At 65.0% G+C, this 13090-nt stretch carries 11 protein-coding genes, 1 tRNA gene and 3 pseudogenes; 7 read left to right on the top strand and 8 right to left on the bottom strand.

Going from position 1 to position 13090, the window contains the following annotated elements:
- Positions 1-77 precede the first annotated feature (77 nt).
- From fdhE to ACQVLG_RS28055, 5 genes are all read left to right on the top strand, one after another.
- Positions 78-1142, top strand: a complete 1065-nt coding sequence (fdhE, locus tag ACQVLG_RS28075) for a formate dehydrogenase accessory protein FdhE (protein ID WP_474291996.1) — start codon at positions 78-80, stop codon at positions 1140-1142.
- On the top strand, positions 1142-2563 hold the full coding sequence (selA, locus tag ACQVLG_RS28070) for an L-seryl-tRNA(Sec) selenium transferase (protein ID WP_474291995.1): 1422 nt from the start codon (positions 1142-1144) through the stop codon (positions 2561-2563). Before fdhE ends, selA begins: the two co-directional genes overlap by 1 nt.
- Positions 2560-4515 carry a selenocysteine-specific translation elongation factor gene (gene selB / locus ACQVLG_RS28065; protein WP_474291994.1) on the top strand — a complete coding sequence of 652 codons (1956 nt, stop codon included), beginning with the start codon at positions 2560-2562 and terminating at the stop codon, positions 4513-4515. Before selA ends, selB begins: the two co-directional genes overlap by 4 nt.
- A 12-nt stretch (positions 4516-4527) precedes the next feature.
- Positions 4528-4623 (top strand) — tRNA-Sec (locus tag ACQVLG_RS28060).
- Positions 4624-4798: 175 nt separating this feature from the next.
- A complete protein-coding gene (locus tag ACQVLG_RS28055; RefSeq protein WP_474291993.1) occupies positions 4799-5512 on the top strand; it encodes a substrate-binding periplasmic protein in 714 nt (237 codons plus the stop codon).
- 14 nt (positions 5513-5526) lie between these two features.
- Here ACQVLG_RS28055 and ACQVLG_RS28050 read toward each other — a convergent pair.
- The 7 genes and pseudogenes from ACQVLG_RS28050 to fur all read right to left on the bottom strand — a co-directional run bounded on the left by ACQVLG_RS28050 (position 5527) and on the right by fur (position 10239).
- Positions 5527-6266 (bottom strand): annotated as a pseudogene (locus tag ACQVLG_RS28050) (GGDEF domain-containing protein).
- A 3-nt stretch (positions 6267-6269) separates the two neighbouring features.
- Entirely contained in the window at positions 6270-6668 is a 399-nt protein-coding gene (locus ACQVLG_RS28045) for a DUF1987 domain-containing protein (protein ID WP_230540650.1), read from the bottom strand.
- Positions 6669-6690: 22 nt separating this feature from the next.
- Positions 6691-7248 carry a SiaB family protein kinase gene (locus ACQVLG_RS28040; protein WP_230540651.1) on the bottom strand — a complete coding sequence of 186 codons (558 nt, stop codon included), beginning with the start codon at positions 7246-7248 and terminating at the stop codon, positions 6691-6693.
- A 64-nt stretch (positions 7249-7312) separates the two neighbouring features.
- Positions 7313-8468: pseudogene (locus ACQVLG_RS28035) on the bottom strand (SpoIIE family protein phosphatase).
- A gap of 240 nt (positions 8469-8708) precedes the next feature.
- Entirely contained in the window at positions 8709-9299 is a 591-nt protein-coding gene (locus ACQVLG_RS28030; protein ID WP_474291992.1) for an NAD(P)H-dependent oxidoreductase, read from the bottom strand.
- Positions 9300-9358: 59 nt separating this feature from the next.
- Positions 9359-9724 carry a MerR family transcriptional regulator gene (locus ACQVLG_RS28025; RefSeq protein WP_474291991.1) on the bottom strand — a complete coding sequence of 122 codons (366 nt, stop codon included), beginning with the start codon at positions 9722-9724 and terminating at the stop codon, positions 9359-9361.
- Between the two features lie 74 nt (positions 9725-9798).
- Positions 9799-10239, bottom strand: a complete 441-nt coding sequence (fur, locus tag ACQVLG_RS28020) for a ferric iron uptake transcriptional regulator (protein ID WP_474291990.1) — start codon at positions 10237-10239, stop codon at positions 9799-9801.
- A 251-nt stretch (positions 10240-10490) separates the two neighbouring features.
- On the opposite strand from fur, the pseudogene ACQVLG_RS28015 reads away from it, so the two are divergent.
- Positions 10491-11388, top strand: a pseudogene (locus tag ACQVLG_RS28015) (LysR family transcriptional regulator).
- 149 nt (positions 11389-11537) lie between these two features.
- Positions 11538-12155 (top strand): OmpW/AlkL family protein, encoded by a 618-nt coding sequence (locus tag ACQVLG_RS28010; protein WP_077406595.1) that lies wholly within the window; start codon positions 11538-11540, stop codon positions 12153-12155.
- Positions 12156-12237: 82 nt separating this feature from the next.
- On the opposite strand, the gene ACQVLG_RS28005 is transcribed toward ACQVLG_RS28010, so the two are convergent.
- The gene (locus ACQVLG_RS28005) at positions 12238-13065 is read right to left on the bottom strand and encodes a MetQ/NlpA family ABC transporter substrate-binding protein (protein ID WP_474291989.1); all 828 of its coding nucleotides are present in this window, start codon (positions 13063-13065) and stop codon (positions 12238-12240) included.
- Positions 13066-13090 lie beyond the last annotated feature (25 nt).

The raw sequence follows: 13090 nt of genomic DNA, 5'->3' as shown, positions 1-13090 counted from the left end.
GCAAGAGCCGGGGCCGGTCCCACAGGATCGGCCCCTTTCTCTTTATCGATTAAAATACTTTTACATCCCCTTTCTTGATGGGAACTCCATTGGTACAACGCATTCTTCAGCCAGGCGAAATCGAAGGCCTGGACCACAACGCGATTCCGCGCCTGCTGCTGCCGCAGCCTGACAGCCTGTTTACGGCGCGCGCCTTGCGCTTGCGCGAATTGGCGCAGGGCAATATCAAGGGCATCCCCGTCGACGCGGGCATGCAGGGCTACCTGGTGCTGATGGCCGCGCTGGCCGATGCGCAGGCCGCCGTGGTAGCCAAACTGGCGCCCGGCGCCGTGCCGGCCGCCGATCCCGACGCGCTGCGCCGCGCGGTTCAGCACCGCATGCCCGTGCTGCCCGTCAGCGGCGCCCGTCCGCCCGTCTGGCGCGACATCTTTGCCAGCCTGCTCGATGAACTGGCCGCCACGGCCGCACGCCAGCCGGCCCTGTCCGGCGGCCTGACGCAAGTGCTGGCACAGCTGCGCGCGCTCGACGCGGCCGCGCTGGACGCCTGCGCCGATGCCGTGCTCGATGAAAACGGCGACAACCTCAATCCCATGCATGCGCCGTTCGTCGCCGCCGCGCTGCAGATCCTGTGGTCGGTATCGGCCAGCGCATTGCGCGCCGCGCGCGTGCCGGACCTGGAAACGGGCACCCTGTGCCCCGTCGTCTGCGGTTCGCACCCTGTCGCCAGCGTGATCCGCATCGGCGGCCAGTCGCAGGGCTACCGCTACCTGCACTGCGGCATTTGCGAAAGTGAATGGCACATGGTGCGCGTAAAATGTTCGACCTGCGAACAGAATGGCAAGATCGCTTACCAGGGCCTCGATGCGGCCGATGCCGCGCCGTTCGACCCGGTGACGGCGAAGGATGAGAAATTGCCGAACAAGGCCAACGATCCGAAAAAGGTGGCGCGCGCGGAAACCTGCGACGATTGCCATACCTATCGAAAAGTCTTCAACCAGGAACACGATTACAACGTCGAGCCCCTGGCCGACGACCTGGCCAGCCTGATGCTCGACCTGCTGGTGGGCGAAGCGGGCTACCAGCGCGCCAGCGGCAATCCGCTGCTGTGGCTGGGGAAGAGCGAACCCCAGGGCGCAGCCTGATGAAGACAGAGCAGACCGTGCGCCTGCCGTCGGTGGACCGCATCCTGGGCGACGGGGATTGCCTGGCCCTGATCGCCGAATACGGCCGCGTGCAGACCCTGGACTGTGCGCGCGCCGTGCTGGCCGAATTGCGCACGGCCATGCTGGCCGGAGCGGGTGTTGGTAACTTCGGCGAGGAGGGCGCATCGATAGCCGCCATCGCCGCGCAAATGGGCGAACGCCTGCAGGCGCAAGCGCGCCCGCAGCTGCGCGCCGTCTTCAACCTGACTGGCACCGTGCTGCACACGAACCTGGGACGCGCGCTGCTGCCCGACGCCGCCGTGCAAGCCGTGGTGGAAGCGCTGCAGTGGCCGATGAACCTGGAATTTGACCTGGAAACGGGCAAGCGGGGCGACCGCGACGACCTGGTCGAGGAACTGCTGCGCGAACTGACGGGGGCCGAAGCGGCCACCATCGTCAACAACAATGCGGCCGCCGTGCTGCTGATGCTGAACACTCTGGCACAGAACAAAGAGGTCGTCGTCTCGCGCGGCGAACTGGTGGAAATCGGCGGCGCCTTCCGCATCCCCGACGTGATGACGCGCGCGGGCGCCGTGCTGCATGAAGTGGGCAGCACCAACCGCACGCACCTGGCCGATTACGCGAACGGGATCAACGAGCACACAAGCCTGCTGATGAAGGTCCATTGCAGCAATTATGCGATTACCGGTTTCACGAAAAGCGTGGAGCTGGACGAACTGGTGCCGCTGGCGGCACAGCATGGCGTGCCGACGGCCGTGGACCTGGGCAGCGGCACTCTCGTTGATCTGGCGCAATACGGGCTGCCGCATGAAACGACGGTGCGCGAAACGATAGCAGCGGGTGCCGACCTGGTGACCTTCAGCGGCGACAAACTGCTCGGTGGTCCGCAGTGCGGCGTCATCGTCGGCCGCGCCGACCTGATCGCCAGGATCAAGCGCAACCCATTGAAACGCGCGCTGAGGGTCGGCAAGCTGACATTGGCCGCATTGGCTCCCGTGCTGCAGCTGTACCGCGCGCCCGACTTGCTGGCCGACCGTTTGACCACCTTGCGCCTGTTGACGCGCCCGGCCGCCGCCATGCGCGCGCAGGCCGAGCAATTGCTGCCGCAGTTGCAGCAGGTGCTGGGAAAATCGTACGCCGTCACGGCTGAATCCATGAAAAGCCAGATCGGCAGCGGCGCCTTGCCCGTCGACCAGCTGCCCAGCTTTGGCCTGGCCATCCGCAGCGCCCCCGGCGCGCGCCTGAGCAACCCATTGGGCGTGCTGGAGCAGCGCCTGCGCGCCTTGCCGCGGCCCGTGATCGGCCGCATCGGCCAGGATACGCTGTGGCTGGACCTGCGCTGCCTGGAAGCGGCGCACGAAACGGCCTTCATCGCGCAGCTGGCCGGGTTGACGGCATGATCGTCGGTACCGCAGGCCATATCGACCATGGCAAGACGACACTCACGCGCGCGCTGACGGGCGTGCACACGGACCGCCTGAAGGAAGAGCAGGCGCGCGGCATCTCGATAGAACTCGGCTACGCCTATCTGCCGCTGGCGGACGGCACGGTTCTTGGCGTGATCGACGTGCCGGGCCACGAAAAATTCATCCGCACCATGGCCTCCGGCGTGACGGGCATCGACTTCGCCCTGCTCGTGGTGGCGGCCGACGACGGCGTCATGCCGCAGACGCACGAGCACCTGGCCATCTTGCGGCTGCTGGGCGTGGCGCGTGGCGCCGTGGCGCTGACCAAGGTCGACCGCGCCGATAGCGCCCGCGTGGCGCAGGTGGAAGCGGACATCGAGGCGCTGCTGGCCGGCACGCCGCTGGCGGGCAGCCCGATCTTTCCGACGGCCGCCAATCGCGACAACGATCCCGGTGTGGCCGCCTTGCTTGCGCACCTGACGCAGGTGGCGCGCAGCCTGCCGCAACGCGACGAGCGGCGCTTGTTCCGCCTGGGCGTGGACCGCGTGTTCACCTTGCCGGGGCAGGGCACCATCGTCACCGGCACGGCGTTGGCCGGCATGGCCACGGTGGGGGACAGCCTGCAGCTGGCGCCCGGCGGCGCGGCGGCGCGCGTGCGCAGCATCCATGCGCAAAACCGCGCGGCCGAGACGGGCATGGCGGGCCAGCGCCTGGCGCTGAACCTGGCCGGCATCGACCGCGAAGGCATCGAGCGGGGCAACTGGATCGTCGCGCCCGCGCTGGCGCAGTGCTCCGAGCGCCTCGACGTGGAACTGACCCTGCTGCCCGACGCGGGCGTGCAGCTGAAAGCCTGGTCGCCGCTGCACGTGCACCTGGGCGCGGCGCACCAGCTGGCGCGCGCCGTCATGCTCGATGGCGAAACCCTGTCGCCGGGACAGACGGGCAGGGTGCAGCTGGTGTTCGAGGCGCCCATGCACGGCGTGCCGGGCGACCGCTTCGTGGTGCGCAATGCGCAAGCGACGCAGACGGTGGGCGGCGGCATGGTGCTCGATCCCTTTGGCCCCGCGCGCAAGCGGCGCAGCCCGGCCAGGCTGGCGTGGCTCGATGCGCTGGCGGCGTTTGTCGCGCACGGCGACATCGGCGCCCTGCTGGCGCAAAGCCCGCTGGGGCTGCGCGAGTCGCTGCTGGTGCGCCTGTCGCTGCTGCCGGCGTCCGCCATCGCGCTGCCGGTCGACACGCGGCGCATCGCCTTGCGCGGTGGCGACGCCCTGCTGCTGGCGCCGGCGGCCTTGCTGGCGCTGGAAGAGCGATTGCTGGCGGCCCTGGCAGCGTTCCACGGCCGTGCGCCGGACGAGGCGGGCCCCGAGCTGTGGCGCCTGAAGCGCATCGTCGACGCGGAGATGGAAGACGCCTTGTGGAGCCATCTGGTCGATGGCTTGCTGGCGCAAGGCAGCGTGCAGGCGCGCGGCGCCAGCCTGCATCTGCCGACGCACAGCGTGGAACTGACGCCGCAGGAACAGGCGGTGGCCGAGCCGCTGCTGGCGGCGCTGGAACAGGGGCGCTTCGATCCGCCCTGGACGCGCGACCTGGCACGCGACTTCGGCCTGGCCGAGGACGAGACGCGCAGGCTGTTGCGTAAACTGGCGAAAGCGGGCCAGATCAGCCAGGTGGTGCACGACCTGTTTTATCACCCGGCCGCGCTGGCCGGGCTGGCGCAGCTGGTGCGGGATCTGGCGCGCAAGGCCGAAGAGGAAGCAAGCCTTGCGCCCGGTTCCGGCGCCGTCAGCGCGGCCGTGTTCCGCGATGCGAGTGGCCTGGGGCGCAAGCGGGCGATCCAGGTTCTGGAGTTCTTCGACCGCGTCGGTTATACTCGCCGTGTTGGCAATGGGCATTTGTTGCGCCCGCAAGCATTGTGGTCCTACAGCGCCGCCTTGCCCAACAGTTAGCTCTGGCACCGCGGAAAGCACACTCATCCGGTGATGTGGCCGGGCTTCAAACCCGGTGGAGGGCGTCAGACGTTCTCCCGTAGGTTCGACTCCTACTGTTTTCCGCCAGTTATTTTTCTCGCCATTTTCCCCTCGCATGTTCGTTCCCAGCGTTGGCCCTGAGCCACGTTACGGAAAAATAATGATTTATTTGGCAACCTTTTTGGCGATGGCCGGTGGGGGCCGATGTTACCATCCTGCAGGTGGCAGGGGCGCGTATCCCCTGTGGTAGAAGAAGGCAAGCATGAAACAAGCAAGCATGGCATGGCTGCTGGCAGTGGCGCTGCTGATGCCGGTGCTGGCCGTGGCGGCCGGCCTGCGCATCGTCGGCGAGCATTTGCCGCCATCGAGCATGATGGAAGGCAATGTCGTCGTGGGACGTGAAACGCTGAAGGTGCGCGAGATCATGGCGCGCGTCGGCATCGTCTATACGATGGAACTGCTGCCGTGGAAACGCGCGTATGCGCAGGCGCTGCGCGAGCCTGATACCTGCATCTTTTCCACCACGCGCACGCAAGAGCGCGAGGCGCAGTTTCGCTGGATCGGCCCCTTGAATGAAGCGGAATGGATACTGTATGGCCTGGCCGAGCGGCATCTGGCGCTGCGCACCCTGGCCGATGCGCGCGGCCTGGTGATCGGCACGGTGCTGGGCGACGCGCGCGACGACTACCTGCGCCAGCACGGCATGAACGTGGCGCCCGTCACGCAGGAGTGGCTCAATCCGCAAAAGCTGCTGCTGGGGCGCATCGACCTGTGGGCTGTCGGCCTGGCGGTGGGCAGCAAGCCTTTCGTCGGCAAGGAGTGGGAGGGCAAGGTGGTGCCGCTGCTGACTTTTAACCGCGTGCAGACTTACCTGGCCTGCAACCTCAAGGTGCCCGAGGCGCAGGTGGCGGCCATGCAGCGCGCGGCAGCCGCCATGCGCCGCGATGGCAGCATGGCGCGCGAGCATATTCGCTGATTCATTGCGCTGATTCAGCTCTCCAGCCACTGGCGCACGCAGTTGCGTCCTTCGCGCTTGGCCTGGTACAGGGCCTGGTCGGCATGGCTGTAGGCCGTCTCGAAGGCCGTGCCGGCGCGGTTCCAGCTCAGGCCCACGCTGACGGTGATGGCGCGCGTGATGGGCGCCGCATGGCGCTGGCGGCCGACCGTCTCGCAGATGCGTGCGCCACTTGCGCCGCGTCGTCGCGCGAGGAGGTGGGCCAGACCACGGAAAACTCTTCGCCGCCGACCCGGCCGATGGCCGTTTCCTGTCCCAACAACCCTTTTAAACAGTCCACCACGGCCTGGATCACGCCGTCGCCGGCCGGGTGGCCGAAGTCGTCGTTGACCTGCTTGAACAGGTCGATGTCGAGCACTATCAGGGCCATGTCGCCCTGCGCCAGGCAGCGCGAGGCGTGGTCGATCACGGCGCCGCGGTTCAGGGCGCCCGTCAGCGGATCGTGCGTGGCGCGGTATTCGAGCTGGCCGGCCAGCGTCTGCAACTGCCGGTTCAGCAGATGCATGTCGCGTTCGGCGCGGTCGCTGCGGCCGATCAGCCGGCGCGTTTCGCGCATCAGCCGCTCGTAGTGAACGATCAGCTCACCGAGCACGCGGCGCTGCGCCTCGCCGCTGGCGTGAAGGTCGGCGTGCATGCGGCGCGCGGCAGCCAGCGCGGCCGCTTCCACGGTGAACAGGTCGGGTTCCAGTCCGGACTCGGAGAGGGCGGCGTGCATGTCCTAGCTGCCCTGCACGGGATGGTCGTGGAAGTCGAGCGCCGTGAAGTCCTGCTGCAGCTCCTGGCCGAATTCCAGGATGGTGTCGTCATCCTCGTCGTGATACCAGTTCAGGCGCACCTGGTTGCCGTCCGCGGCCGCCTGGTTCAGGGTGTCGAACAGGGTAAACAGCATCTTCGTGCTGGAGCTGTTGAAGTAGGCCAGCGAGACGTTGACGGTGATGGCCGCTTCGTTGCAGCCAGCCAGGTAGGCGCGCACCGCGGCGATCAGCGGGCCATAGAAGGCGGCCGCGTTTTCCGGGTACGACTCGCCCTTGATCGACAGGGTGTGCTGCTCGAAACGGAAGTCGATTTCGGGCGAACTCGGGGTCGCGGCGATGAACAGTGGTGACGGTAATTGCATATGCTTTCCTGAGTCGGCTCTTTCAAATGATGGCTTTGATGCAGAAGATGGTGTGGCCAGGCTCCTGTGGATCCTGGACGAATTCGAATTCCAGCGGTTCGCTGGCGTCGCGTGCCATGGTAAGGAACCCCAGGCCCGCGCCCTTGCTGTCGGACGGTGCTTCCTCGCGCAGGGCCTTCTTGTAGGCGAGGCGGATTTCGTCCATCGTCATGGTGTGCAGCGGTTCCAGGCGGGCGCGGATCTGCGCCACGTTGTCCGTCGAGACGGGGTTGGCGCACAGCAGAAAAAAGCTGTCGCCGCGCGTGCCGATGCAGAACGAGCCGCGCCGCATCTGCTGGTCCAGCTGCGCATCGGGCGTCAGGCTGTCGGCCGAATAATGCATGATGTTTTGCGACATCTCAATGAACGAGGAAAAAATGCGCCGCCGCGTGGGCCCGGCCGCGCCGGCAGTATCGAGGCGCGCCTTGATGGTCTCGGAAATGGCGCTGACCACGTGCTGCGAGAAATAGCCCACGTAAAAAAAGATGATGTTGCGCTTGCGCGCCACGTCCCAAAACTCGTTGAATTCTTCGTACAGCACGTGCGTGCTCCTGGCTAGCCGGTGACCCGGTTTCTTGTTGATAAGGTGGCTCGATGGCGCCCGACTACAGGCGAAAACAGAAAAAGGTCAGGTCGTCGCGGCGCGGCTGTTTTCCCTGCCATGCCGCGCTGTCCCGCAGCAGCGCCGCCGCCACGTCGCTGGCGGGTGCATCGCGCCGCGCCAGCAGCTGCTCGCGCATGCGCCGCTTGCCGTAGGCGATGTCGCGTGCGCCGCCGATCTGGTCGAGCAAGCCGTCGGTGGTGAGGAACAGCAGGCTGCCGGCGGGGATGTCGAGCGTCTCGTTGTGCCAGCAGTAGCCGGCCTGCGTGTCGACGTAGCCCACGCCCATGCGCGCGCCATCGATGGCGCGCACGGCCTCTTCGCCGGGCGCCACCACGTACAGCGCCAGTTTCGCCCCCGCGAAACGCAGGCTGGCGCTGGCCGTGTCGTAGGCGAGGAAGGGCGCAATCCATGCCGTCGTTCGAGCCGGCATGGCCGGCGTGGCCGCTGCTGGCGCCATCCTGTCCCAGCAAGGTCTTGATGGCGCGGCTGACGGCGCCGATCAGGGCGGCCGGATCGCGCGGCCCCCGTTCGCGCAGGGCCTGGCTCAGGGCCGACGAGGCGATCAGGGTCATGAAGGCGCCCGGCACGCCGTGCCCCGTGCAGTCGGCGATGGCGGCGAACCAGCCCCCTTCATGGCGCTCGAAAAAGTAGAAATCGCCGCCGACGACGTCGCGCGGCTGCCATTCCAGGTGCGCGTCGGGCAGGGTGGCGCGCAGTTCCGCATCGGAGGTGCGCAGCAGCGCGCGCTGGATGACGCTGGCGTAATCGATGCTGTGCATGATTTGCCGGTTCTTTTCCGCCTGCATGGTGGCGACCACGTTCATCAGCTGCAAGCCGAAGCCCACGCCGGCCAGCGCGCCGTCCTCGGTGATGATGAAGCCGTCGGCCAGCGCCTTCTCGCCCGCTTCCACGGCGCGGAAGGTGAGGTCTTCGATGCTCATGGCGCCGTCGACGATCAGCGGTTCCTTGTCCATGAAGGCGATGCAGCTCTTCTTGCCGTACACCTCGTGATAGAAGGGCTTGGACATCTGCGACATGAAGATATTGCGGCTGATCAAGCCGATGGGCTTTTGCTGTTCCGTGACGGGCAAGCTCATCATGTCGCGCCGCTCCGTGAACAGTTCCAGCACGGCGAAATTGCTGGCGTCGGCCTGCACGGATTCCGTGGGTATGCACAGGTCAGACGCCACGGACGTGCGATAACGGGGAAGATGCAATCGAGAAGCGTTGAACTCCACAGCGGCTACCTTTACATGACGATCGGACCCTTGTTGTCGCGAGAGCAAGGCGACTGACAAACAGGCAATACCATCATGGTAGCCGTGGAATATGACGGCTTGATTACCGGCTTGTCAAAACCGTATGCAAGATGGCTGCATGGCAAGCCATTGCCGGGCCTACAGGCGCCGGGCCAGCGCCTGCGCCTGTTCCAGCCAGCGCGCGCGCTGCGCTTCGGTGGAATCGATCATGGGGCCGAAACTGGCCACCCTGACGGGCTTGACGCCGCAAAATTCCAGCGTCGTCTTGCGCAGCTGGTGGATGCCGGGCATGTGGTAGACCCAGCGGAAATACCAGGGCGGCGTGTCCATCGCCACCAGCAGCTGCGCCGTGCGGCCCTTCAGCAGCTGCGCCGGGAAAGCCTTGCCGGGGCGATACTTGAAGGCAAAGCCGGGCAGGAAGATACGGTCGACAAAGCCCTTCAGCAGGGCCGGCGCGCCGCCCCACCAGATCGGGTAGGCGAACACCAGGTGTTCGGCCCAGCTGATGGCTTCCTGCGCGGCCAGCAAGTCCGGCTCCAGCGGCTGCACCTGGCGGTAGCCTTCATGCAGATTCTGGTCGAAGTCGAGCTGGCCCAGGCGCAGCTCGCGCACGGTATGGCCCGCGCTGCGGGCGGTGGCGGCATAGGTCTCGGCCAGGGCGGCGCAAAAGCTGTCGCTGGACGGATGGCCGAGGAGAATTAAAATGCGCTTCGGTGTAATTTTGCTCATGCTGCAGGCTTTCCGTTAAAGAAGAGCTTGCATGCTAAAGCCTGCCCTTAGTGGCAGAGTCAAGCGGCCGCTTGAAGGTGCTGGCGCGCCAGGCAGTCGCGGATTTCCGCGTCGATGTCGGCCAATTGCGCATCGAGCTGGCGCAGGCGGGCGATATCCTGCCGCACTTGCGCGCGCTTGGCGCTGATGTGCTGCGACAGGGCGGCCCAGTCGGTCTCGTCGCCGGCCAGCAGGGGCAGCAGTTCGGCCAGGCGGAAGCCCAGCGCCTGCGCCTGGCGTATCAGTTTGACTTGCGCCAGGTCCTGCTGCGTGTAGACGCGGTAGGCGCCCGAGCGGCGCACGTCGCCCAGCAAGCCCAGCGTTTCATAGTGGCGCAGGGCCTTGGGCGAGGTGCCCGCCAGGCGGGCGATTTCTCCGATGTACATGCTTGTCCCTTGTTGAGCTGCGGCGCACGCAGTGTAGCGCAGGTGGCTTGCCAGGCGCTACCTTGCGCGCTGCCTCAGGAGGCTTTGCGCGGCGGGATTTTCTTCGCCGTGCACTCGGCGCAGGTGCCGTACAGCGACAGCGCGTGCTCGTGCAGCACGAAACCCCGCTCGGCGGCGATCTCGTTCTGGCGCAGCTCGATGCCTTCATCGACGAATTCATCGACCTTGCCGCAGCCCGTGCAGACCAGGTGGTCGTGGTGCTGGCCTTCGTTCAGCTCGAAGACGGCGTGGCCCGATTCGAAGTGCCGGCGAAACAGAATGCCCGCTTCGGCAAACTGCATCAGCACGCGGTAGATGGTGGCCAGGCCCACGTCGATCTTTTCAGCCAGCAAGAGTTTATACACGTCGTCCGCACTCAGGTGCTTGATGCCGCCTTCTTGAAACAGCTGCAGAATCCGCAAGCGGGGGATGGTCACTTTCAAGCCCGATTCACGCAGTTCCCTCAATATATCCATGTCTCCCATTCCTTTTATTATCGCCTGAGCGAGCGCTTAAGCGTGAACCTGCATTATATCGCAAATGATAATCATTACCATTCTCATGTGCGTGCAGGAGTTAGTATGCTGCGCGGGCCGGCGGCAATCCAGTGACATCGGCGCAAGTGGCGATTGCGTGGCGGACAACTTCTGCCCGCGTTGTCGTTAACGATGGAAAAATGGCGCCCGTATCGCTACACTGTGCAACAGGCAATAACAATGGAGGAGCCATGGACCGATTCGATGCGATGCGCATCTTTACGCGCATCGTCGAGCTGCGCAGTTTCACGCAGGCGGCGCATGACCTCGGCTACCCGAAGGCGACCGTCACGCATGCGATCAAGCAGCTCGAAGCGCGGCTGCGCGTGCGCCTGCTGCAGCGAACCACGCGGCAAGTGACGCCCACGCCCGATGGCGAGGCGTATTACCAGCGCTGCGCGCGCCTGCTGGCCGACCCTGGAAGAAACGGAAGCCGTGTTCAGTTCGGCGGCGCAGCAGCCGGCCGGCAAGCTGCGCATCGACCTGCACGCGACCCTGGCCATGCATTTCGTCATGCCCGTGCTGGACCGGTTCTGCGCCCGCTATCCCTTGATCGAACTGGAAATCGGCATGGGCGACCGCCTCGTCGACCTGGTGCGCGAAGGCGTCGATTGCGTGCTGCGCGTGGGAGAGCCCGGCGACTCGTCCATGGTGGCGCGCCGCGTCGCGCTGCTGGAGCAAATGACGTGCGCCAGCCCCGCCTACCTGGCCGCGCACGGCACGCCCGAGACCCTGGCGCAGCTGGCGGGCCACCGCGCCGTGAATTTCTTTTCCGCCCGGACGGGCAAGGTCTGGCCCTTCGATTTCAAGGTGGACGGCCAGCGCCACAGCGTGGCCTTGCCGGGCACCGTGTCCGTCAATAACGCGGACGCGTATCACGCCTGCTGCCGCGCGGGCCTGGGCCTGATCCAGGCGCCCCGCTACCACCTGGAGCGGGCGCTGGCGGCCGGGGAGCTGGTGGAAGTACTGGCGCACCTGCGGCCCGACCCCTTGCCCGTGTCCGTGCTGTATCCCCATCACCGGCAATTGTCGCCGCGCGTGCGCGTGTTTGCCGACTGGGTCGCCGGCCTGTTTGCCGAGGCGGCTTGATTTTGCAATGCCGCATTTTCTTGACCTGGGCAAAGAAAAAAATCCCTCTTTTGATGCCATCTAGCACTATTTGATGTGGATCAAAGTTTTTGTTGCACTGCACTCTTAGACTTCGCTGCGTTACTTAACGACAAAAAGAGGGAACTAGAATGAAGAAGTCCGCAACTGCAGCAGCAATCGTTTTGGCCGCCATCGGCGCATTCGCCGGCAATGCAATGGCGCAGGAAAGCCCATGGCTGGTGCGTGCGCGTGCCGTGCATATCGATCCGGCCAATAAATCCACGCCGGTCTTGGGCGCTGGCGCATCGGACACGATACACGTCAGCAGCAAGACGATTCCTGAAATCGATATTTCGTATTTCTTTACCCCCAATATCGCTGCCGAGCTGATCCTGACGTATCCGCAAAAGCATGACGTCACCCTGGGTGGCAAAGATATCGGCACGTTCAAGCATCTGCCGCCGACCCTGTCGCTGCAATACCACTTCATGCCGGAAAAACAGTTCAGCCCATATGTGGGTGCAGGCGTGAACTACACGAATATTTCGAGCGTGAAACTGCTGGACGGCGCCGGCCGCCTGGAACACGACAGCTGGGGCTTCTCGCTGCAAGCCGGTGTCGATTACAAACTGGATAAAAACTGGTCGCTGAACTTCGACATCAAGAAAGTACAGATCCGCAGCGACGTCTTCGTCGGTGCGGCCAAGGCCAGCGAAGTCAAGATCGACCCTGTCCTGATCGGCGTAGGCGTCGGCTACCGCTTCTAAGCATGGCATGACAGCGTCCGCACGGCGCGGACAATAAAAAAGGACGGCCTTGGCCGTCCTTTTTACGTTTGGTGCACGCCGTTTATTTTTTCAGCGTCTTTTCCAGCGCCAGCTGGTAGTCCGTCTTTTCGTAGCCGGCCAGGTATTTGTTCGTCGCGTCGAGGAAGGCGCGTGAGCGGTAGGCCGCTTCCAGGTCCTTCACCCATGGCTTGGCCTTGTCGGCCGTGCGGATGGCGACCAGGTTGATGTAGCTGTCCGAGATCTTTTCCACGCTAAGGGCCGACGTCAGCTTCATGCCGGCGGCCAGCGCGAAGTTACCGTTCACAAAGGCGTAGTCGGCGTCCGCCAGCGAACGTGGCAGCTGCGCCGCTTCCAGCGGCACCAGTTTCAGTTTTTTTGGATTTTCCAGCACGTCGCGCTCGGACGCGCGCAGCGGATCGACGTTCGGTTTCAGCTTGATCCAGCCCATCTTGGCCAGCATCACCAGCGCGCGCGCCTGGTTGGTCGGGTCGTTCGGCATGGTGATGGTGGCACCGTTCTTGACTTCCGCCAGGGTTTTCTGCTTGCCGCCGTACAGGCCGATCGGCATGGTCGGCACGGTGATCAATGCGCTCAGTGGCAGCTTGTTATCGGTGGCGAACTTGGTCAGATACACGATGTGCTGGAACACGTTGGCGTCCAGCGAGCCTTCGGCCAGCGCGTAGTTCGGCTGCACGTAGTCGTTGAATTCGACGATCTTGACCTTGTAGCCCTGTTTTTCCAGGATGGGCTTGATGCCCAGCTTCAGCTGGTCCGAATACGGGCCGGAGCTGGTGCCGATGACGATTTCCTTCGGGTCCTTGGCGTGGGCGGCGGTGGCGAGGGTCAGGCTGGCGGCGGCCAGCAGCAGGGTGCGGCGAATGTGGTTCATGTAGGTCCTTGTTTCTGAATATAAA

It is taken from the genome of Janthinobacterium sp. TPC_1 (genome assembly GCF_056037845.1).
The sequence above is the reverse complement of the archived record's forward strand: the minus strand, read 5'-3'. Positions and strand labels throughout refer to the sequence as shown.